This is a genomic window from Paraburkholderia sp. BR10936 (assembly GCF_040965735.1).
Taxonomy (GTDB): domain Bacteria; phylum Pseudomonadota; class Gammaproteobacteria; order Burkholderiales; family Burkholderiaceae; genus Paraburkholderia; species Paraburkholderia nodosa_A.
The window spans coordinates 201,960-221,537 of the sequence record NZ_JBFRCM010000013.1 but is presented as its reverse complement, the minus strand read 5'-3'; the positions used below and the strand labels follow the sequence as shown (position 1 = coordinate 221,537).

Annotated in this window: 21 protein-coding genes; 17 read left to right on the top strand and 4 right to left on the bottom strand. The window is 63.1% G+C overall.

The features are described 5' to 3' along the window. Positions 1-399: 399 nt before the first annotated feature. The 12 genes from AB4Y36_RS25935 to AB4Y36_RS25880 all read left to right on the top strand — a co-directional run bounded on the left by AB4Y36_RS25935 (position 400) and on the right by AB4Y36_RS25880 (position 10,660). Positions 400-1,488: an ABC transporter ATP-binding protein gene (locus AB4Y36_RS25935; protein ID WP_368684498.1), complete on the top strand. Its 1,089-nt coding sequence runs from the start codon at positions 400-402 to the stop codon at positions 1,486-1,488. Continuing rightward, positions 1,478-2,404 carry a sugar ABC transporter permease gene (locus AB4Y36_RS25930; RefSeq protein ID WP_342947241.1) on the top strand — a complete coding sequence of 309 codons (927 nt, stop codon included), beginning with the start codon at positions 1,478-1,480 and terminating at the stop codon, positions 2,402-2,404. Before AB4Y36_RS25935 ends, AB4Y36_RS25930 begins: the two co-directional genes overlap by 11 nt. Continuing rightward, a complete protein-coding gene (locus AB4Y36_RS25925) occupies positions 2,401-3,264 on the top strand; it encodes a carbohydrate ABC transporter permease (RefSeq protein ID WP_368684497.1) in 864 nt (287 codons plus the stop codon). The genes AB4Y36_RS25930 and AB4Y36_RS25925 overlap by 4 nt, the downstream gene beginning before the upstream one ends. 114 nt (positions 3,265-3,378) lie before the next feature. Next, positions 3,379-4,710 (top strand): extracellular solute-binding protein, encoded by a 1,332-nt coding sequence (locus tag AB4Y36_RS25920; protein WP_069266376.1) that lies wholly within the window; start codon positions 3,379-3,381, stop codon positions 4,708-4,710. Positions 4,711-4,784: 74 nt separating this feature from the next. Further along, the gene (locus AB4Y36_RS25915; protein WP_368684496.1) at positions 4,785-6,296 is read left to right on the top strand and encodes an alpha-N-arabinofuranosidase; all 1,512 of its coding nucleotides are present in this window, start codon (positions 4,785-4,787) and stop codon (positions 6,294-6,296) included. Positions 6,297-6,313: 17 nt separating this feature from the next. After that, positions 6,314-7,078, top strand: a complete 765-nt coding sequence (locus tag AB4Y36_RS25910) for a FadR/GntR family transcriptional regulator (RefSeq protein WP_256094849.1) — start codon at positions 6,314-6,316, stop codon at positions 7,076-7,078. Positions 7,079-7,251: 173 nt separating this feature from the next. Beyond that, a complete protein-coding gene (locus tag AB4Y36_RS25905; protein WP_368684495.1) occupies positions 7,252-7,389 on the top strand; it encodes a hypothetical protein in 138 nt (45 codons plus the stop codon). A gap of 6 nt (positions 7,390-7,395) precedes the next feature. Further along, on the top strand, positions 7,396-8,172 hold the full coding sequence (locus AB4Y36_RS25900; protein ID WP_368684494.1) for a hypothetical protein: 777 nt from the start codon (positions 7,396-7,398) through the stop codon (positions 8,170-8,172). Between the two features lie 399 nt (positions 8,173-8,571). Further along, complete coding sequence (locus AB4Y36_RS25895; RefSeq protein WP_342947239.1) at positions 8,572-8,757, top strand: hypothetical protein; 186 nt, start codon at positions 8,572-8,574, stop codon at positions 8,755-8,757. 41 nt (positions 8,758-8,798) lie between these two features. Beyond that, entirely contained in the window at positions 8,799-8,999 is a 201-nt protein-coding gene (locus AB4Y36_RS25890; protein ID WP_069266533.1) for a DUF6726 family protein, read from the top strand. Between the two features lie 14 nt (positions 9,000-9,013). After that, positions 9,014-9,835 carry a hypothetical protein gene (locus AB4Y36_RS25885; protein ID WP_368684493.1) on the top strand — a complete coding sequence of 274 codons (822 nt, stop codon included), beginning with the start codon at positions 9,014-9,016 and terminating at the stop codon, positions 9,833-9,835. A gap of 129 nt (positions 9,836-9,964) precedes the next feature. Continuing rightward, entirely contained in the window at positions 9,965-10,660 is a 696-nt protein-coding gene (locus AB4Y36_RS25880) for a flagellar basal body L-ring protein FlgH (protein WP_083245386.1), read from the top strand. Positions 10,661-11,271: 611 nt separating this feature from the next. Here the strand turns inward: AB4Y36_RS25880 and AB4Y36_RS25875 are convergent. Beyond that, complete coding sequence (locus tag AB4Y36_RS25875; protein ID WP_368684492.1) at positions 11,272-12,090, bottom strand: response regulator; 819 nt, start codon at positions 12,088-12,090, stop codon at positions 11,272-11,274. 85 nt (positions 12,091-12,175) lie between these two features. Further along, a complete protein-coding gene (locus tag AB4Y36_RS25870; protein WP_342947236.1) occupies positions 12,176-12,727 on the bottom strand; it encodes a hypothetical protein in 552 nt (183 codons plus the stop codon). A 480-nt stretch (positions 12,728-13,207) separates the two neighbouring features. Here AB4Y36_RS25870 and AB4Y36_RS25865 point away from each other — a divergent pair, with 480 nt between their 5' ends. The 3 genes from AB4Y36_RS25865 (at position 13,208) to AB4Y36_RS25855 (ending at position 16,289) form a co-directional block, all read left to right on the top strand. Continuing rightward, entirely contained in the window at positions 13,208-14,125 is a 918-nt protein-coding gene (locus AB4Y36_RS25865) for a lysozyme inhibitor LprI family protein (RefSeq protein WP_368684491.1), read from the top strand. A 78-nt stretch (positions 14,126-14,203) separates the two neighbouring features. Further along, positions 14,204-14,971, top strand: coding sequence for a response regulator (locus tag AB4Y36_RS25860; protein ID WP_368684490.1), 768 nt, complete (start codon positions 14,204-14,206; stop codon positions 14,969-14,971). A 4-nt stretch (positions 14,972-14,975) separates the two neighbouring features. Then, positions 14,976-16,289, top strand: a complete 1,314-nt coding sequence (locus tag AB4Y36_RS25855) for an ATP-binding protein (RefSeq protein WP_342947233.1) — start codon at positions 14,976-14,978, stop codon at positions 16,287-16,289. Positions 16,290-16,329: 40 nt separating this feature from the next. Here the strand turns inward: AB4Y36_RS25855 and AB4Y36_RS25850 are convergent, their stop codons facing one another. After that, positions 16,330-17,262: a tyrosine-protein phosphatase gene (locus tag AB4Y36_RS25850; protein WP_083245429.1), complete on the bottom strand. Its 933-nt coding sequence runs from the start codon at positions 17,260-17,262 to the stop codon at positions 16,330-16,332. 430 nt (positions 17,263-17,692) lie between these two features. Here AB4Y36_RS25850 and flhC point away from each other — a divergent pair, with 430 nt between their 5' ends. Further along, the gene (gene flhC, locus AB4Y36_RS25845; RefSeq protein WP_069266731.1) at positions 17,693-18,403 is read left to right on the top strand and encodes a flagellar transcriptional regulator FlhC; all 711 of its coding nucleotides are present in this window, start codon (positions 17,693-17,695) and stop codon (positions 18,401-18,403) included. A gap of 18 nt (positions 18,404-18,421) precedes the next feature. Here flhC and AB4Y36_RS25840 read toward each other — a convergent pair whose 3' ends face one another. Next, complete coding sequence (locus tag AB4Y36_RS25840; RefSeq protein WP_368684489.1) at positions 18,422-19,018, bottom strand: hypothetical protein; 597 nt, start codon at positions 19,016-19,018, stop codon at positions 18,422-18,424. On the opposite strand from AB4Y36_RS25840, the gene AB4Y36_RS25835 reads away from it, so the two are divergent. Next, a complete protein-coding gene (locus AB4Y36_RS25835; protein ID WP_083245430.1) occupies positions 18,997-19,470 on the top strand; it encodes a hypothetical protein in 474 nt (157 codons plus the stop codon). The two genes, AB4Y36_RS25840 and AB4Y36_RS25835, sit on opposite strands and share 22 nt — an antisense overlap. Positions 19,471-19,578: the final 108 nt, after the last annotated feature.

The window sequence follows — 19,578 nt, the reverse complement described above, 5'->3', positions numbered from 1 at the left end:
CCCGCGCTCTGTCACGGTTGTTCCAACAGATCCCGTTTCCGCATTAATGCTCTCAGTATTCCAAATTAATATTCACGCGATCTACTTACGCAGACATTTCGCTAGCCCTCTCCGTTCTGATAGGTGTGGAATGCCGCGGCACAGGCTACAGTTTGCATCGAGGGCGCCCCTGCGTCCTCTCTTGGTGTCTCCTCAAACCTCTTGCCCGCCTCGTGCGGGTATTTTTTTGCCTCGCGAATACGCGCGCGCAATCACCCTCCTCTTCGACGCAATACGCATAAACCCATTATTTGGGACGTCGAATGATTAAGTGTTTACACGAATGGGTTAGCACGCCACTCTTTTCATAATATCAACGCACTGAATGCGGCGGTACGAGACTACTCCACAGGAGGCACCGTGACGGGCATCCGACTGAGCGGCGTAACGAAGCGGTATGGCGAAACCGAGGTGATCACCGGCCTCGACCTCGACATTCAATCCGGTGAGTTCCTCGTCTTCCTCGGCCCTTCGGGTTGCGGGAAATCCACCTTGCTGCGCATGATCGCCGGCCTCGAAACCGTGAGCGACGGTCAGATCAACATTGGCGAGCGGCGCGTGAACGACCAGCCGCCAGGCAAGCGCGGCGTGGCGATGGTGTTCCAGCACTACGCGCTCTACCCACACATGACCGTGTACGACAACATGGCGTTCGGCCTGCGCAATACCGGCGTGAGCGCGGGCGAAGTCGACCAGCGCATCAACGAGGCCGCGCGCATGCTCGAACTCAGCCCGCTGCTGCAGCGCCGCCCTGCCCAGCTTTCGGGCGGCCAGCGCCAGCGCGTCGCCATCGGCCGCGCCGTCGTCAAGGAACCCGAAGCATTTCTCTTCGACGAGCCACTCTCCAACCTCGACGCCGCGTTGCGCACCCGCACGCGGCTCGAGCTCGCGCGCATTCATCAGCGCCTGCACTCCACCATGGTGTTCGTCACGCACGATCAGGTGGAGGCCATGACGCTCGCCACGCGCATCGTCGTCATGAACCGCGGGCGTATCGAGCAGATCGGCGCACCGCTCGACATCTACAAGCGGCCCGCCACGCGCTTCGTCGCGGGCTTCATCGGCACGCCGGCCATGAACTTCATCGATGTCGAGCGCGTTGGCGACAACGGGGGCCGGCTAATCGTCGCTCTGCCGTTCGGTGGCGTTGAGGCGCCCACCGCGATTGCCGCGGCGAGCCTGCCAGCAGGCAAGCTAACGCTGGGCGTGCGTGCCGAACATGTGCTGCTGGACCCGCAAGGGCCGCTGGTTGGCCGCGCCGAAGTCATCGAACGGCTGGGCGACCGCTCGCTCGCGCATGTGAGCATGCCCAACGGTCAATTGCTCGTGACCGAATTGCCGCGCGCACGCGAGCTCGAAATCGAGACGGGCGACACCATCCGCATGAGTCTCGACGCAGCCCACCTGCATGTGTTCGATGAAACTGGCAAGGCCTGGCATGGCCTCTAACCGCTCGCTCGCCATGCGGCTTCCGCAATCGCGCAAGGGCCGGCGGCGCAACCTGCGGGCGCCGTGGTCCAACGCGCTGTTCGTGCTGCCCTTCGTGATCGTCTACGTCCTGTTGCTGATCGTTCCGCTGTGCTTTGGCTGGTGGCTCAGCCTGCAACGCGTGGATTTGCTCGCCGGCACGAGCGAATTCATCGGCGTTCGCAACTATCTCGACCTCACCCTCGACCCGATCTTCCGCGGCGCGCTGCGCAACACGTTCTACTTCGTCATCCTCACGGTTCCCGTGTTCGTGCTGCTCGGCCTCGCGCTCGCGCTGGTGCTGAACCGGCCAGGGCGCTTCGGCGCCGCGCTGCGCGCGCTCTTTTTCGGCTCTTCCGTGTTATCGGTCACAATCGTCACGCTGGTCTGGAAACTCGTGATGATGCCCGGCAACGGCCTGCTCGCCGACCTGAGCCACGCGCTCCATTTGCCGGAATTCGTTCCGTTGATGCACGAGGCCACCGCGCTGCCCGCCATCGCCGTCGTCACGGTCTGGTGGATCATGGGCCTGCCGATGATGCTGTTCCTGGCCGCGCTCCAGCAGATTCCGCAGGAACTCTACGAGGCCGCGGCGCTCGACAGCGCCTCGCGCTGGCGCACGTTCACGAAGATCACGTTGCCTTCCATCTGGCGCACCGTCGCGCTCGTGGCGGTGATCGAAGCCGTGCTGCAGTTTCAATTGTTCGGCCAGGCCCAGTTGCTCACGGACGGCGGCCCGAACAATTCCACGCGACCGCTCGTGCAATTCATCTACGAAACCGGCTTCCGCCAATGGTCGTTCGGCTATTCCGCCGCCGCCGCGCAAGTGCTGTTCGCGCTGATGCTGATCGGCGTGGTTGCACAGGCCTGGCTTCTGCGCAAGAAGGAGAGGGCATGAGCACGCTCGCTTTCGAAACCCGCTCCCTCGGTTCGCTGACGGGCCGCATGGGCGACCGCCTGATGCTGGGCGCCGTGGTCGTGCTCGCGCTTTTCTGGATCACCCCACTCGTCTGGGTGCTGTGCCTCTCGTTCAAGCCGAATGCATTTCTCGAACGGCACACCGACGTGCTCTTCTCGCCGCCCTTCACGCTGCAGAACTACACGAACATCCTCAATACCTCGGCGGTCGGCGGGTGGCTCGTCAACAGCCTCATCGTTTCGATCGGCCAGACGCTGCTCACGCTCGTGATCGCCTCGCTCGCGGGCTACGGCTTCGCGCGCACCGAGTTTCCCGGCAAGCGCTATATCTATGTGCTTTGCCTCTGCGGACTCGCGGTGCCCGAGCAGGCGCTCGTGATTCCTTTGCACCATATCTTCGCCACGCTCGACTGGCACAACACCTATGGCGCGCTGATCCTGCCGCGCCTTGCCTCGCCGTTCGGCGTCTATCTCATGACGCAGTACTTCAAGGCCGTGCCCATCGAGATCGAGGAGGCCGCCTTGCTCGACAATGCCTCGCGCTTCAAGGTGTTCTGGCGCGTCGTGCTGCCGCTTTCGCTGCCGGCGCAGGCTACGCTCGCCATCTTCACGTTTCTCAGTGCGTGGAACGACTATCTCTGGCCGCTCGTCTCCGCGTCCAAGCCCGAGATGTACACGCTGACGATCGGGCTCGCCTCCACGCAAGGCAATTTCGCGCAGTCCGAGGGCATCGGCTACCTCATGGCGCAGGCCGTCTTCGCCGGCTTGCCCATCTTCGTGCTGTATCTGTTCTTCCAGAAGTACATCGTGGCGGCCGTAGCCGGCACCGCAGTTCGGTAGGCGGTGACACCGAACCATACATCGGCCGGTCGCCCATTGATTCGCAGTACAAACAAACGATCCACTGGTAGCACGTGAACAACGCGCCAGCGGGGTCTAGCACAGGAGAGAGACATGAGAAGATCGTTGGTGCGCGGCGTACTCACGCTGGCTGCGCTCGGCCTCGCGGCGACCTTGACCGCGCCGGCCCACGCCAAAACGGAAATCACACTGTCACGCTTTTTCGGCGCCTGCGACGCCGAATACGGCAAGGTCAATGACGTGAGCCAGGCCTCGGGCGAATGCGGCATCATCACGACGCTCGTGAACCAGTTCAACGCGACGAATAAGGAAGACATCGTCGTCAAGCCGCAGATCATCGAGTGGGCGCCCTACTATACGCAGATCGATGCGCGCATTCTGAGTCGCGACGTGCCGACCATCTCGGTCATGCACGAGGCGGTCCTGGGCGACTACGTGAAGCGCAATCTGGTCGAGCCGCTCGACGACGGCTTCAAGTCGGTCGGCGTGGACACCAACGATTTCACGCCCCAGGCCCACCGCGCCGTGACGTTCGGCGGTAAGACCTATGCGCTGCCGTTCGACACGCATTCGTGGCTCTGGCACATCAACGTCAACCTGTTCAAGAAGGCGGGACTCGTCGACGCGAGCGGCAAGCCCATCCTGCCGAAAACGCCCGACGAACTGCTTGCGCAGGCGAAGCAGTTCAAGGACAAGACGGGTCTGCCCTACTTCGCCGTGCCGATCGCCAATGAATCGGCCGCGCAAACGCGCACGTTCGACACGTGGGTCTATCAGCAAAATGGCACGCTGTTCCCCGCCGGCCCGACGAAGATCGACATGCACACGCCGGCAGCCGCCAACGCGCTCACGCTCTACGACAAGCTCATGAAGGCGGGCGACGTCACGCCGGGGCTCGACTATGGCGCTGCCAACCAGGCGTTCGAGAACGGCAAGGCCGGCGTGCTGATGGTCGGCACGTGGATGATCGAGGACTTCACGAATCTCGCGAAGAAGCCCGACTCCCCGCTCGCGAATGGCTACGACGTGGTGCCATTCCCGAATCTGTATCAGAAGAAGGCGGTCTGGGCAGACGGCCATTCGTGGGTCATGCTCAAGGGCGGCGCGAAGGACGAAAAGACGCGCCACGCCGCGCTCGTCTTCCTCAAGTTCCTTTACGACCACGATGGCGACTGGGCGCGCACCGGCCATCTGCCCGCGCGCCAGTCGATCATCACGAGCGCCACGTTCAACGCGCTGCCGCATCGCGCCGAAATCAAGGAAATTTCCACCACCGGTTACGCACTGCCGAACACGGTGCCGCGCCAGTTCGCGATCCAGCAGATCGTGGGCGAAGAGATCAGCAACATGCTCTCGACCGGCAAGTCGGTCGCCGACGTGCAGAAGGAAGCCGAACAACGCACCAACGCCCTGCTCGCTCGATAACGCCACGTTAGGTCCGCGCCCGCCCGGCGCGGCCGCCTCACTTCACACCGCTACAGGATGGATAGAGGAACACCATGATCGCTTCCCGCCTCATCGTCGACCGCGACTTCGTCATTTCCGAGCTAGACCGGCGCCTGTTCGGCGTCTTCGTCGAGCACATGGGCCGCTGCGTCTATACCGGCATCTTCGAGCCCGGCCATCCGGACGCCGACGAGCGCGGCTACCGCAAGGACGTGATGGCGCTCACGCGCGAACTCGGTCCGACGATCGTGCGTTACCCTGGCGGCAATTTCCTCTCGGGCTACAACTGGGAAGACGGCGTGGGACCGCGCGAAAAACGCCCGCGCCGGCTCGATCTTGCGTGGTACTCCACCGAAACCAACCAGTTCGGCACGAACGAATTCATCGAATGGTGCCGCTCGCTCGACATCGAACCCATGTACGGCGTGAACCTCGGCACGCGCGGCCCCGACGAAGCGCGTCGCTTCGTCGAATACTGCAATCATCCAGGCGGCACGGCGCTCTCCGACCTGCGCCGCGAGCACGGCTATGAACAGCCCCACGACATCAAGTTCTGGTGTCTCGGCAATGAAATGGACGGCCCGTGGCAGATCTGCCGCAAGACCGCCGAAGAATATGGGCGCGCCGCGCTCGAGACGGCCAAGCTCATGCGCTCGGTCGACCCGACCATTCAGCTCGCCGCGTGCGGTTCCTCCACGCACGAAATGCCCACCTACGGCGCGTGGGAGGACCGCGTGCTCGACCATTGCTTCGAGCAGGTCGATTTCATTTCGCTACATACTTACTTCGAGAACCGGCGCGATTCGACCGCGGAATTCTTCGGCAACATCGAAGTGATGGATCTGTTCATCAAGGAAATCGTCTCGGTGGCGGACAGCGTGGCCGCGCGCAAGCATTCGTCCAAGCGCATCATGCTTTCATTCGACGAATGGAATGTCTGGTACAAGGCGCGCACCATCAACGACCTGCGCAAGCCAGGCTGGCCCGAGGCGCCACGGCTGATCGAGGAGGTCTACAACCACGAAGACGCGCTCGTGGTGGGCGGCGCGCTGATCACCATGATGAACAATTCGGACCGCGTGAAGACCGCCTGTCTCGCACAACTCGTCAACGTGATCGGGCCGATCATGACGGAGCCTGGCGGCCGCGCGTGGCGCCAGACCATCTTCCATCCGTTCGCTCAGGCCTCGAAATTCGGCCATGGCCGCGTGCTCAAGCCGGTGATCGAATCGCCCACCTATGAAGCGGAAACCTTTCCGGAGATCCCCTATCTTTGCGCAGCGGTGGTGGACGATCGCGTCACGGGCACGACGACCCTCTTCGCGCTCAACCGCCACCTGAGCGACGAAATGGAACTCGATGTCGAGCTGCGCGGGCTCGGCAAGGAACGTACGCTCGATCACGCGCTCGAGTTGTATCATGCCAACATGAAAGCGGTGAACACGGTGGAAGCGCCAACGACGGTGGCGCCGGCAGTGAACAACGCCGTGACGGTCGAGGGGGAACGCGTGCGCGCGAAGCTCAAACCGGGCTCGTGGAACGTGATTGTGACGACCGCCCGATAACACAGCACGGACACGCTGTGCACGACGTCCATGAAGGGGAAGTGATGTTCGAGCGCGAACCGATCGTTGGCAATATAACAACGCAGATCGCCAAGATTATCGGCATGCGCGTGGTCTCGGGCGAGTTTGCGCCCGGCGACGCGCTGCCGGTCGAAAGCGAACTGTGCAGCGCGTACGGCGTGAGCCGCACCACCCTGCGCGAAGCGATCAAGCAGTTGGCGGGCAAACGGCTCATTGCCGTTTCGCCCAAGATCGGCACACGTGTCCTGCCCTTCTCCGACTGGAACCTGCTCGACCGCGATGTGCTCGCGTGGCGCCTCAATGCGCAGTTCGACTCGAAGATCGTCGAAGACATCTTCGAAATGCGCATCTGCTTCGAGCCGCGCGCGAGCTTTCTCGCCGCACGCCACGGCAAGGAAGAGACCTTCCAGATCATCGAGCGCCGCTACCTGGAATTGGCTAGCGCTTACGGCCAGTCTGCCCAGCATGGCGCCTCGGACATACGCGCGGCCGCCGACGCGAATCTCGAGTTCCACCTCGCCATCATCACGGCCTCGCAGAACGGCATGTTCATCACGATCGGCAACGCCATCAAGGCCGCGCTGCGCGTGTCGTCGGAAATGATGCAGCGCCAGGCCGCGAAACCTAGCGAAGATCTCGAACTGCACGATGCCGTGCGCCGGCACATCGTCGCGCGCGAAGCCGACGCTGCGGCGGCTGCGATGACGCGCCTGCTCGAGCAGTCGCGCGACCGGATCCTGCGTTATACGATCGCGCCTTGACGAGCGCAGGCGCACGTTGGCATGGATTGGCGCGTTGTGCCGATTGCACCTGAATCGGACGTCTTCCCCGGGTGCCAGATCGCCCGTATCGCCAGTCCCGCAATCGGGCATGACCGTTGCGCCCACGCCTCGTACGCGGCGGCACCGCCCGTCGAAAGCGAAGGGAGACAGTCATGAGGCAAACCGTATTGGGCGTCTACGACAGCTATGGGAGCGCATGTTCCGCGCAAAAGGCACTAGGCGACGCAGGCGTCGCGCAAGCCGATATCGCCATTTACTCGATGTCGATGGAGGCCCCGGTGGAAAAATGACCGAGGGTGTATGCAGCGGGCGCGAGCGATACTGAGCAACGCACGCCGGTATTCGATCAACTCGAACGCTTGTTCGCGCGGCTCTTCACGCCCGGCGCGTATCCGCCGGTGACCGAAGATTACCGGGAGTTCATCCGTCGAGGCGGAACCGTCGTCAGTGCAGACGTTTCCGAAATGCAGGTAAATCTGGCCCGCGATGTGATGCGCAGCGCGGGTGCAGCGGACATCGAGGAGCGCAGCCGTGCCTGGCACCAAGCTTCGTCGGGCATTGCACCCTCCAGGAGTACGGCTCGCGCGGCCGGCAATTTTCACCAGACGTCGCCCGAAGCGCCCGCCGAAACACGGCACGCCGCCTATTCATCTGCAGTGCCAACTGTCGTCAGCGGCATGCAGCAGGTCTCGACGCGCACAGCGACGGAACCCGAACGGACCTCCAGCACGGCCAATGCGCCACAGACCGCGGCCAATGCGCCACAGACATCGGCGAGAGGCCTCGTAGGGGATCCCGTCATGGGCACCCCGCTCGACAACGGATCCGACGAGACGGAAGTCCGCAAAGACTATGACGCAAATTACGCGGACTCCGGCATGTCCTACGAAGAATATTGCGCGGCCTACGAGCACGGCGCAACGCTCAGCCAGGATGAGCGGTATCGCGGACACGACTGGCAAGGCATTGAGCCGAGTGCTCGCGAGGATTGGGAGTCGCGCTACCCGGAAAGCGGCTGGGAAAGATTCAAGGCGGCCGTGCGGCACGGCTGGGAACGCATGAAGAGGGTTTGACGCCGCCTGCTTCCACCTTATTTTGCTTTCACCCAGGCTGCTGAGCCAGGCAGCCAGCCTGGGAACGTGCGCTCGCCTCACCTTTCTCGTCCTCCCCACCCCTTACACGCCGCGCGCAAATCGCGTTTGCGGATTTCCTTCGGTTCCAACCTAGTTCTGCGCCTCGTCAGCGGCTCCCCGCCGAATTCCCGCCTTTCCAACTTGCACATTCGTATACCCCTGGAAGGACTCGTAAGCGATTGGCCAAAGGCCACGCTGATTCCCGCTTCATGCACACGCTCTGGAAGCGAAGATTTGCCTCGCCGCACGTCGATTGCCCCCCGATCGGCGTAAGGCGGGGCGCGCTTCCCCCTTCTCGGCGCGCCCCTTTTTTGTTCCATTGCGCCAAGGAGGCCCATCATGACCAGCCCTATCGGTTCGAGCAACATCGCGCACACGTCCTCGTTGACGACGCTGGGCGAAAACCGCAACACCAGGAACTCCAGCACGGGAGGTACCGCCGGTAACCCCTTTCCGCAGCAGGAAACCGTGAATCCGGCCCCACCGATCGGTCCGCTCGGCCACAACATCAACACTTCGGCATGACCACTTCGCTGTCACGGGAGCCGTCGACGCAGCGCTCGCCCATGTGCCTGACACCCCGGTTGTCAACGCATCTGGCGCGCGCCGCGTCGGCCATTGCCCTCGCCTGCCTGGCTCTGCCGCTCGACGGCTGCGCCGTGGTGGCCTTTCCATGCCGGGTCGCATCGGCCACGCTGAAGATCGTGCCGCTGGTCGGCCATCCCGCAGCAGTGCCGTTCGACGCGTGCGCGGCGGCGGTCGACTGATCGAGGTTTAGCCGATGAAACGGGCGTCATTGATCGCTTGCGCTTTGAGCGGCGCATGCCTGGCCGCGCCGCTCTCGCCCGCGCATGCGGACACGCACTACGAAGGGCGCGTGCAAATGTACGTCGCGCCGCAGGCCCCCGCGCCGGCGAGCCCGCCGAGCGCATTGATTACCGCGAACGCGGTGCATGAGGCAAGCGCAGCGAAACCGCCCGCGGCACAGCCGAGAAAACGGCGGCCGTCGCCCGCTTCACCGCCCACCCGTCCGCGCGTTCCGGCGCCGTATGAATCGCCCTTTGCGTTTCGCGGCATTGTGCTCGGTACGCCGCTGAGCGCGCTACGGCAAACGGACATGGTGCGCGCAACGCCGCACGAGAGCGAACTGCTTTGCGAGACCGACATCGCGGGCAGCGACATCGGCATGATGGTCAAGAGTTACACGAGCCAGACGGTCGCTTGCCGGTGGGCTCACCATACGGCGCAAGGCTGGACGCCCTCGCGCGCCGTCGTGGACGGCGTGCCCGCGGTGGACCATATCCTGCGCTTTGCGCACGCATCGGCGGGCGACCCGCTGCGGCTCTATGAAATGTCGTTCGTCGTGGACTCGACAACGGCATTCGACCTGCGCAATCTGCTCGCCTCGCGCTACGGCGCGCCGCGCGTGCTCGGCGCGTCTTCGCTGCCGCTGCTCGTGTGGGAGAACGCATCGAGCACGATCACCATCTGCCTGCTGCCCGACAGCCAGCGCGCGACGCTCACCTACCTGCTCAAGCCCGCCACGCTGCGCGGCAGAGGCAGCGAGAAGACGCTCAAGCTGAGCCAGTTCGACGAAGGCTGAAACGATGCGCGCCAACCCGTCGCCCGAACGAACTCGACGAATCTGCTGACTTCGCTGAATTCGCCAAATCCGATGAATCACTCTTGCACCCGCCCCACCGCCATGCCCTACGATCAATCGGAATCCTCAATGTCCAGCGCATGCCGGACGACTCGTTCGAAAAGCTTGCGGTACGTGTTGCTGTGCGCGTCGCTCGGCGCGGCGCTGGCTGGCTGCGCGACGCCGGAGTCGATCGTCAACACGCCGATGACGCCGCCGCTCGCGGAACCGCTGCTGAACGTCAACACCAGCGGCGCGATCTATCAGTCGGGCACCGCCATCTCGCTGTACGAAACACCGCGGGCGCAGCGAATCGGCGACGTGCTCACAATCCGGCTTTCCGAAACCTATAGCGGCAACGATGTCGCGAATGCGGCTGCGAAGCGCGACAGCAACATCACGGCCACGGCCGCTGACCAGTCGACCGGCGCGGCGGCGCGACTTGCGCGCCTGTTCAATATCGGCTCGGCTTCGACCTCGTTCAACGGCAGCGGCAGTCACACGCTTTCGAGCGACATGACTGGCACGCTGGCCGTCACGGTCATCAGCAAGACGCCTACGGGTAATCTGGTTGTGTCCGGCGAGAAGATTATCGCGATGAGCGGTGAGCATCAACGGTTGCGGCTTTCCGGGATCGTTAATCCTAACGATGTCGAAGCCGATAATTACGTTGAGTCGGGGAAGATTGCCAATGCCCGGATCGAGCAGGTGGGGCGTGGGTTGCTGAATGATGCGACTACTGTTGGGTGGTTGCAGCGTATGTTTCTTAGTGTGCTGACGTTTTGATTGTTTTTGTGTTTTGTTGTTTTCTTGTTTTCTTTTTCTTGTTTTCTTGTTTTCGCGTCGGTATGCATGCGTTGCCCCTGTGCTGGGCGGCACCTACTTTCTTTGCGGCGGCAAAGAAAGTAGGCAAAGAAAGCCGCTCACACCGCTAGCGCCTGCCACGGTTCACATCGCACCACTAATGGTGAATGGCTCCGGAGCGTCTGTCGCCTCGCACCACCCAAGTGAGTGACAAGGCAGTCATTCATCCCGCTGCTCGCTGCGCGCACTGCGGTCGGGTCTGCATGGGAAACCAAGGGGTATTGCCAAGGTTCGCGAGAATGCACGCGCCCCGCTGGTGTTGGGTTATGCCCTTCGGCGCGCGCAGCCCGCCGGAAGGATGAGCGCCTTGTCACTACCTTTGAAGGTGCGAGGTGACAGACGCTCCGGAGCCATTCACCATTTACGTCGAGATGTGAACTGTGGCAGGCGCTGGCGGTGTGAGCGGCTTTCTTTGCCTACTTTCTTTGCCGCTGCAAAGAAAGTAGGTGCCGCCCCGCACAGGGGCAACGCATGCATACCACCGCGAAAACAAGAAAAGGCCAACGGTTTAAAGAAAAGCACAAAAAATCCGCTCAGTCCTCCTCATCATCAGGCATTTCACCTTCAAACTCATCGGCATATTCACTGCCGCCTTCACCGGCCGGCTCCCGAGCAGCATGTTCACCAAACCGCTCGGCAAACCCCACCTCACCGTCCGGCACAAACACATACCCATGCCCCCAAACAGTCTGAAGATACCGCGGTTCAGAAGGATCGGTTTCTATGAGCCGCCGCAAACGCCAGATCGCGACATCGAGACTGCGGTTCCGATACCGCCCCGCCTCCCCATACACGATTTCAATAATGCGCTCACGCGAAAGAATCGTCATCGAGTGATTGACGAATAGCTTGAGAAACGCGAATTCACTGGAACGCAGCGGCATGCGAACTTCCTCGCGATACAACTCCCGCGAACGAAAATCGAGTTCAAAAGGGCCGAAGCGAAACGATTCCCGGCTCTCCGGCGCGCCCGTGAGATTCGATATGCTGCGCCGGCGCATGACTGAACGAATGCGCGCCACTAGCTCGCCCGGATCGAACGGCTTGCCCACGTAGTCGTCGGCGCCGAATTCGAGGCCCAGCACGCGGTCGATCACTTCGTTACGCGCGGTGAGCATGATGACCGGCAAGTCGTCGCCGCTTTCGCGCAAAGCGCGCAGCGCGCTGATGCCATCCACTTCCGGCATCATGATATCGAGCACGACAACCTGCGGCCGCTCGGAGCGCAGCCGCTCCTGCATCGCGCGCACGGAAGGCAGCGTCGTGACAGTAAAGCCGCGCATCTGCAGATATTCGGCCGTGACGTCGCGCACGACCGGATCGTCGTCGACGAGAAAGATATTATTTGCCATGCGTAAATCGTAAGGGACGAGAACAAGCCGGTACAGGCCCGCAGCCTTACCAATCCTTTCCCACGCCTCGCGTGGGACACCCGTTTTACTGGTCGCTCGAAGCGGACTGGAATGAATTGCCCAATTGCGTCTGGTCGACCACCATGCTGTCCAACAGCCCCTTGAGCTTCACCGCCGCGCTCGAATAGCGGTCGGTGCCAAGGCCGTGCACTTCGTAACGCCCCGTAACGGCAATATGATTGTGCATGAAGATCGTCAGATTGATCGTCGAAAGATAGGCCCGGCTTTCGTCGCTGAACGTCGGCTTGCCGAATTCGATCGATGCGTTATACACGAGGCGTCCTTCACAACTCACCGGCTCGGTTCCGGCGCCGTAGACGTCCGAAGTCACGCCGCGCTGCGCGAGCACGAGCTGCAGCGATGGCACGAAGTCTCCCGACGTGACCATGGGATTGTTCTCGATGCAGATCGAACTGAGATTGACCGGCCGGCCCGACACGAATTTAGGCGAGGAGTAATTCGACGCGACTGCGTAGCCCGCCTGGATCACGGAGCCGGTCGCATCGGCCGCGGTGATGAGCGTCCATGCACAGCCGTTGAGCGCAAGCGCCGCGGCGCACGGGGCGCCGAGTTTCACCGCGCGCGCCCTCGCACGGCTGACGTATGACACGATTTCATGTGGCATGGGAGCGGATACCCGATGCGTTGATGGGCTGCGCGGAACATGACACATTCCCTGCAGGACTCGCCACGCATGATCGGCGCAAAGCGATGCGCGCGATGGCCGGGACATCGGTCAATGTTGAATGCCACTTTCCACTTCTTCAAAAACCTCCCGCCTGGTAAGGCGTTGAACGGCACTCGTGTGCGCCGTTTCAACGCGGAGGCGCGCACCACAAGCGCTCAACGACCTTCGGTCACGACCGCGGGCGGCTGCGCGTGTAATGTTTCGTAAGCGCTCCTGCATTCTCCCCGCTGAGCGAGACATTGCGGATTCACCGCCGCGCTATCGTTCTCACTGCGGTTCTCACTGCGGCGCCTCGCGCCTTTGCGACGCCGGACGAGCCACACGCTGTTCCTGTCTTTCTCCTGCTCTTTCAACATCATCATGGCTGCCATGAACCGAGAACCGAAAATCCGTCGCGCCCACTTCTTCAAGCGAGGCCTGAACGCTGCTGCGATCGCGCTGTTCGCGTCGCTCGCTGGCTCGCCGTTCGCGCACGCTGCAAGCTTTCACTGCCCGCATAACGCGTCCGCCTCCGAGCGGCTCGTGTGCAACGATCCGACGCTCTCCGCGCTCGACGACAAACTCGCCGCGCTCTATCGCAGCGCGTTCGACGCGAGCACCGACACCACCGCGCTCGAAGCCGACCGCGTGAGCCAGTGGCAATGGCGTCAGCACAACTGCAAGGACAAGGCGTGTGTGTCGGACTGGTACGACCGCCGCATCGCCGAACTCGAAGGCGATCTCAAGCATGGCAAGCAGGCTGCCGCGCGCCGCGTGAAGGAGGGCGTCGTCGACCAGCACCTCGCCCCGTCGGCACAAGACGCCGTGCTCGAAATGCACGGCATCCCGCCCGCGCCGAAGGACGATAGCGCAGCGACCGCGCCCGCTGCGGACAGCACGAAAAGTGTGAAGAAGGCGGGCGCGAAGGTCGCGGGTGCCGAAGCCGATGCGTCGCTGCACCTGCAAAAGATGCCGAGCGGCGTGGCCGCCGACGCGCGCCAGACGCGACTCGCGCAAGCGCAAGCGCAGGCACACGCGCATGGCCTGCCCCAAAAGGATGTCGCCCCGACGGGTGACGTTTCGGCGATGACCGCGAAAATGGCTGGCGCGAACTCGGCGTTCGCCAAAGCGGCAGGCATGGCATCCATCGACGCGCCGGCCGCACAGCCCGCGAGCCCCGCGGCCAATGAAGCAGCCGCGAAGCCGGCGGACCAGGCGAGCGCACTCAATTGCGCATCCGTCGCGTCGACGGAATCCGCGCACGCTACGCAGGCAGCGATCGAGCCAGGCGCCGTCGCCATGAAGTAACACGCCATGTAAGCTACGGCAAGAAATCTGCGGTCGCGCGCTGTTCTGCCGGTTGTCGATATCAAATAAAATACGGCGATGAGTCCACACGTTCTCATCGTCGACGACGATCCGGTCGTGCGCGATCTCCTCTCCAGCTTTCTTCGGGCCAACGGTTTCGAGGCCTCGGTCCTCCACGACGGCACGCATCTCGGCGCTCGGCTGGAACGCGAGCGGCCATCGGTCGTCGTGCTCGACGTCATGATGCCGCGCACGGACGGCTTGCGCGCCCTCGCCGCCTTGCGCGCGCAGGGCGACAACATTCCGGTGATCTTCGCCTCCGCACGCGGCGCGGTGGGCGACCGCATTGCGGGTCTCACGCTGGGCGCGGACGACTACGTCGCCAAGCCCTTCGATCCGCAGGAATTGCTGCTGCGTATCCAGACGGTGCTGCGCAGGCGCGGCAACGGCCCCGCGGGCGCACCCGTGGCGCGCGAACGCTACCGCTTCGGCGACTTCGAGCTCGATTTCATGGCGCGCACGCTCGAACGCGACGGCAAGCGCGTGCCGTTGCGCAGCAGTGAGTTCGTCCTCCTGAAGATTTTCACGGAGCATCCGTATCGCGTGCTTTCACGCGTGCTGATTCACGACCTGCTCCATGCAGACGGCCTCGAATTCAACGAGCGCAGCCTCGATGTACCGGTCTGGCGCCTGCGCCGCGTGATCGAAGACAATCCCGCACAGCCGCGCTACGTGCAGACCCTGCGAGGCAAAGGCTACGTGTTCGTGCCGCAGGGCGGGGTCGGCATCGAAGGCGACGCAGGCAATCCCCCAGCAGACGACAGCGGCCGCAGCCTGAACGCGTAATTGCATGAACAATCCGTTGAATACGCTGTTCGGACGCATGGCGCTGATGTCCGCGCTCCTGCTGTTCGCCATTCAGGCATGCTGGTTCATCGTGTTCGCGCCGCAGCCGCGCCGCCACGAGGTGGAAGGCTTCGAGCGCGGTCTGCTGCTCATGCTGCACGCGGCAACCAGCGCAGCGCCCGGTACGGCGACGAGCGCCGCACCCAGCACGCCCCCTAACGAGATGGACCTCGCGCCAGCCCTGCGCGTGCATCTCGTGCCCACCTGGAACATGCCCGCCGATGTACGGCTCGAAGTGCCCAAACGCGAGCCGCTTGCCGACTTGCGCAAGCAACTCCTGCGCGATTTGCCGCCCGGCACCGAGATTCTCGCCGACCTGCGCCATCGCGAAGCCCTGTGGGTGCGTTTCGCGGGGCAATCCACCTGGATCGTCGCGCCCGTCGATCTGCCGCCACCGCGAAACCTGCTGCCGCTGTTCGGTTCGATGCTCGCCATTTCGCTGCTGCTCGCGCTACTCGCCATGTGGCAGATGCAGCGGCCGCTTTCGCTCGTGGCCCAAGCCGCGCGCGCATTCGGCACCGGCCATCGTCCCGCGCCCGTCAAGCAGCACGGGCCGCGCGAATTGCGCGAACTGATCGGCTCATTCAACGGCATGATGAAGCAGCTCAACGAAGCCGACGACGATCAGGCCGTCATGCTCGCGGGCGTCGCCCACGATCTGAAGTCGCCGCTCACGCGCCTGAAGCTGCGTGCAAGCATGATGGGCTCCGAGCGCGAGCGCGAACAGCTCATCCGCGAAGTCGATTCGCTGAACGATATCGTCCAGCAGTTCCTGGAATTTGCCCGCCAGCGGCCCGAATCGGGTCCCGAGGTGGATGTCGATGCGCTGCTGCGCGAGCAGTTCTTTTCCGATGCAGGCGATGACGACGATGCGCTCTTCAGGCTCGATCTGCGCGCGGGCTCGGCGTTCAGGCTGCCGCGCACGCTGCTCGACCGGCTCGTGTCGAATCTCGTCGACAATGCGCTCGAACACGGCGTGCCGCCCGTGGAAATCGCCACGCGCCGCGAAGGCACGCAGTGGATCATCGAAGTGCGCGATCATGGCCCCGGCATCCCGCCCGAGCGCGTGGCCGCAGCGCTCAAACCCTTCGTACGCCTTGACGAAGCGCGCGGCGGCGAAGGCCATTGCGGGCTGGGTCTCGCCATCGTGACGCGCCTCACGCGCAATCAGGGTGGCCGCTGCGAGCTGACCAATCACCCCGAAGGCGGGCTGCGCGTGCGTATCGCGCTGCCGGCCGATGCACGCTCCGCCGTGTAAGCCCGCTCGGATTACCTGTTGATTCAGCGCTGCGCGCCGCTCAGACCACGAGCCGGCCGCGCAGACGATTCACCGTGTCGGACGCAAGGCCGAGACCCGCGGTGAGATACCGGTTGAGGTCGCCGTAGCTGCCCTGCACCGCGTCGAACGCGGCCTGCAGATAGCTGGCCTGCACGGGCGGCGTGAGATTGGTCGAATCCACACCCGTCGAGCGCCACGCATCGGTCAGCATGAAATCCTTCACGATGATTTCGAGCGGCACGTTTGCGATCAGCAGCAACAGGGCGCACGCCCAGCCCGCCACGTCCACGCCTGTGCCACCCGTGATGAGCAGCGGCCCCGGTGCATCCGCGATGTGTTCGAGCAGCGCGCCGTAGATCGAGCATTGCGTGCGGCCTGTCACGAGCGTGCGCCAATGCATTTGCATCGCCGCATCGAGTTCGCCGGCCAGCATGCCCCCGAACGACGGCGGCTCGAGCGTGCCCAGCACATTCAGCGCGAGGTAACTGGCGGTGCTGGGCGTTACGTCGGGCGCCGCGTCGATCTCAGCAGGCGTGCGCAGATCGTAGATGTTGGACAGCGCCATGCGCTCGAGCGTCGCGGCGTCGGCGGCGCTCGGCGTGAGCGCGTCGGAGCGGTAAATCAAGGCGCGGCGCACGTGCGCGCCGTCGCTCGTCGAGTAGCCAGGCGCAGCGCCGCCCAGATCGCGGAAGTTCGCGACGGAGCCGATCACCGGCGTGGGCGCATCCTGCGCGCCGTCGCCTCCCGTGTATTCGCCGCCGCACGCACTCAACAACGTGCTCGCGCAACCGCTCAGCGCGAGCAGGCTCACCGTGCCCTTGAGCAGCGCGCGGCGCGGCGGGTTGTCGAGCGCGCCGCCGCCACTGCGGTTGAAGTTGCCGGTCGCGGCCACAGGCAAACGCTTACGCGCCTGCGCGAACGAAGAAGTGTAGGCGGAGAAAGACAAATTCATCGGTTGGCAGCTTATGTAGGGAACCCGCAGTTCGCGCGGGCCGCTGCAACGTCGCACGTCGCATGCGTTCGGAAAGGCCGCAGTTTACCGGCAGATGCGCCTGAAAAGGTAAAAGCGCAAAACGCGGTAATAATTTTTTCCGATCCATGGTGCATTGCGCACTGATATTTTCCGTCGGTTTGTACTTATATTCTTACCGTACCTTTCTATTCACACCGAACAGGTAATTGCCGTGGTAATGCGCGGTTATTTCCCATTTCAATCCACACCTGAATATCGGCTGCACAGGCCATTTTCTTTATAGATATTCCAGATTCTTTCCAAATATTATTCTTGACGCTCTTTGTCGCGCTTTTATAATCGCCCGTGAATTCAGGCATTCGCCTGGACCACCGTGGCGGTCGTCGGCTGCCCCTGGGAGTACCACGTCATGTACAAAGGCAGTGTGACCGAAGAAGCGCGTGAAGTGCTGCGCGCAATCGAGCTGATCCAGCTGGGCGCACGCATGCCTGTGCTCGAAAAAGAACTGACGCTTTCGCGCAATCGTTTGATCAGGCTTTATCGGGAACTCAAGAATGCTTCGCCGCCCAAGGGCATGTTGCCGTTTTCGGCAGACTGGTATTTCACATGGCTACCGAACATTCATGCGTCGCTCTTCTACAACATCTATCTGTTTCTTACGGATAGAGCGAAATGCAGCCGGCTCGATGCCCTCACGCGTGCATACCGCCTTTATCTCGAGCATTGCGAGAGCGCCGAAACCGAGCGCGTGCTGAGCTTCACGCGGGCATGGACGCTGCTGCGCTTCTTCGAAGGCGGCCTGCTCACGCTGTCGAGCTGCACCGTTTGCCACGGCCGCTTCGTGCGCCACGTGCGCGACGCACACAAGCCCACCGCCTGCTGCATTTGCATGCCGCCCGCGCGCGCCGGCATGACGCGTGCCGCACGCGCGAGTCGCACGACGGAATCCGATGCCCCGGCAGCCGCCTCCGCCACGCGGGGCCGCGCCGCAGCAGCACTGGGCGAACTTTCGGGCACCATGCGCGAAACCATGCGCGACACGCTCGCCGAAGTCACGCGCGCCCTCGATCCAAAGCGTTCCGCGAACCGCCTGCGCCTCGTCGCCTCCGTCCCCGTCTAGGTTAAAGCGGCACGTTCCTTACGTCACATCCTCGTCGCGCTCTGCATCCGGCTGCAGAGCGCGAATATCGCACGCACAAATCCGGCAGATTGCTTTGTGATCCTGATGAGCGTGCTGATTCTGACGACGCTCGCATTGCTGCGCCGCAAGCTCGATGGCGTGTGAGTGCGCGGCCTGCCAGATCTCCCACGCGATCTGCGCGCCGCTTTGCGAATAATCGTCGTTTTGATCGCGCTCGAGCGCATCGGGCAGGCGCGTGTGGACTTGCAGATAGTGCGTGCGATAAAGCGCCTCGAAAATCTCGCGGCGTGACGGGCGCTTCAAGCTCGCCTCTTCGCGAACGTGAACGGATTTGTGAGGCGCAGAGACTTCATCCACATTCGACGTCGAGGCGTGCTTCTTCTTGCGGGTGGGGAGGATCACACAGACGTCGCGCGGTAATACGCGCACGACGTTACGGATACCGATATTGTCGCAGGCTCTGCAAAAGAATTGGCCGCCGAATATCGCGAATTTTTCGGCGTTATTCGTGAGTCGCTTCAGCGCTGGACCTGCGATTATTGCAGGCATAAGAAAGTCGAAAGGAGTCGACCATGCAAATCGGGGCGGCGACACAGTTCGCCAACGGTAGCGCCAACACGAGCACACTCCGTGCGGGCGCGGCTTCAGACCAGGCAGAACAGGACGGCACGCAGTCGAGCCACGCATCGACGAATGTCGCGCCGTCGACATCGCAGGACGAGGCCGTGCAGATTTCGCCGCAAGGCTATGCGGCTGCATGGACCGACGATAGCGCGGACAGCGGCGACGCAGCGGCCGACACGAGCGATGCAACCGATACAACTGATGCGAGCGACACGAGCGATACCGGCGATGCCACCGACACGAGCGACGCAACCGACACGACATCGACGCCGGGCAACGCGCAGCCCGTGAAGTCGCTCGTCTATGGCGCGCTAGGCCTCGAGCGTCCCGACGCGCCCGCCGACCCGAACCACACCTATACGCTTGGGCGCTGGATCGCGGCGGGCATCACACTGGGCGGCATCATTTCGCTGTTTATCTGAGCGCGCTGCACCGCAATCCGGAGCGCATAATGTTTCGGAGGCCCGATGATATGGGCGGCAAGTCGGCTATCATCACTGCCGGCAAGACCATCAACCCATAACGTACAC

Excerpts from the sequence above, each read along its gene's own strand:
- AB4Y36_RS25925 (WP_368684497.1), top strand. The coding sequence starts at position 2,401 with ATGAGCACGCTCGCTTTCGAAACCCGCTCCCTCGGTTCGCTGACGGGC.
- AB4Y36_RS25905 (WP_368684495.1), top strand. The coding sequence starts at position 7,252 with ATGAGGCAAACCGTATTGGGCGTCTACGACAGCTATGGGAGCGCATGT.
- AB4Y36_RS25885 (WP_368684493.1), top strand. The coding sequence starts at position 9,014 with ATGAAACGGGCGTCATTGATCGCTTGCGCTTTGAGCGGCGCATGCCTG.
- AB4Y36_RS25895 (WP_342947239.1), top strand. The coding sequence starts at position 8,572 with ATGACCAGCCCTATCGGTTCGAGCAACATCGCGCACACGTCCTCGTTG.
- AB4Y36_RS25865 (WP_368684491.1), top strand. The coding sequence starts at position 13,208 with ATGAACCGAGAACCGAAAATCCGTCGCGCCCACTTCTTCAAGCGAGGC.
- AB4Y36_RS25880 (WP_083245386.1), top strand. The coding sequence starts at position 9,965 with ATGTCCAGCGCATGCCGGACGACTCGTTCGAAAAGCTTGCGGTACGTG.
- AB4Y36_RS25890 (WP_069266533.1), top strand. The coding sequence starts at position 8,799 with ATGTGCCTGACACCCCGGTTGTCAACGCATCTGGCGCGCGCCGCGTCG.
- AB4Y36_RS25835 (WP_083245430.1), top strand. The coding sequence starts at position 18,997 with ATGCAAATCGGGGCGGCGACACAGTTCGCCAACGGTAGCGCCAACACG.
- AB4Y36_RS25860 (WP_368684490.1), top strand. The coding sequence starts at position 14,204 with ATGAGTCCACACGTTCTCATCGTCGACGACGATCCGGTCGTGCGCGAT.
- flhC (WP_069266731.1), top strand. The coding sequence starts at position 17,693 with ATGTACAAAGGCAGTGTGACCGAAGAAGCGCGTGAAGTGCTGCGCGCA.
- AB4Y36_RS25920 (WP_069266376.1), top strand. The coding sequence starts at position 3,379 with ATGAGAAGATCGTTGGTGCGCGGCGTACTCACGCTGGCTGCGCTCGGC.
- AB4Y36_RS25850 (WP_083245429.1), bottom strand. The coding sequence starts at position 17,262 with ATGAATTTGTCTTTCTCCGCCTACACTTCTTCGTTCGCGCAGGCGCGT.
- AB4Y36_RS25855 (WP_342947233.1), top strand. The coding sequence starts at position 14,976 with ATGAACAATCCGTTGAATACGCTGTTCGGACGCATGGCGCTGATGTCC.
- AB4Y36_RS25875 (WP_368684492.1), bottom strand. The coding sequence starts at position 12,090 with ATGGCAAATAATATCTTTCTCGTCGACGACGATCCGGTCGTGCGCGAC.
- AB4Y36_RS25930 (WP_342947241.1), top strand. The coding sequence starts at position 1,478 with ATGGCCTCTAACCGCTCGCTCGCCATGCGGCTTCCGCAATCGCGCAAG.
- AB4Y36_RS25915 (WP_368684496.1), top strand. The coding sequence starts at position 4,785 with ATGATCGCTTCCCGCCTCATCGTCGACCGCGACTTCGTCATTTCCGAG.